General features: G+C 44.1%; 1 protein-coding gene. It reads left to right on the top strand.

The features are described 5' to 3' along the window. Positions 1–9: 9 nt before the first annotated feature. A partial coding sequence (locus R8O11_RS31165) for a DUF3391 domain-containing protein (RefSeq protein ID WP_318195384.1) occupies positions 10–522 on the top strand: 513 nt, incomplete at its 3' end.

The raw sequence follows: 522 nt of genomic DNA, 5'->3' as shown, positions 1-522 counted from the left end.
TGTCACCATATGCAGTACAACCCAGAAGACTCAATTAAAATTGCAATCGCAGATGTTGCTGTCGGCATGTTTGTTACCGCGATAGAGCATAACAAACGAGTCAATTTAGCCAATGCTGGTCGAGTTTCGAGCGCAGAGGGCATTAAAAAGCTTCGCGCAAGTGGCGTGAAATTCGTTTGGGTTGATCAATCACTTTCTGCTCAGCAGTGCGTATTCAAATCCGTCGAAGAACCTATCGATATCGAAGTAGGGGATAAAACGCTTTCCGTATCAAGCAAAGTACAGCGTGCGTATCGCTCGCGAGAAGTCCAACACAAGCGTGCTAAAAAGCTGATTGCGGAAGCAAAAGGCCTAGCGCAGAAACTTCTCAACCAAACTTTTGAAGGCAAAGTTATCCAAGTCAACGAGATTGAATCGTGGGCGGATGACATGATCGAAAGTGTATTTATTGATTCAGACGCTTTGCAGTGTGTTTCTGCATTGCGCCAGAAAGATTCTTATTTAATCGAGCATTCAGTAAAT

The organism is Vibrio sp. 1288, from assembly GCF_033344475.1.
This window is presented reverse-complemented; position numbering and strand designations above follow the sequence as displayed.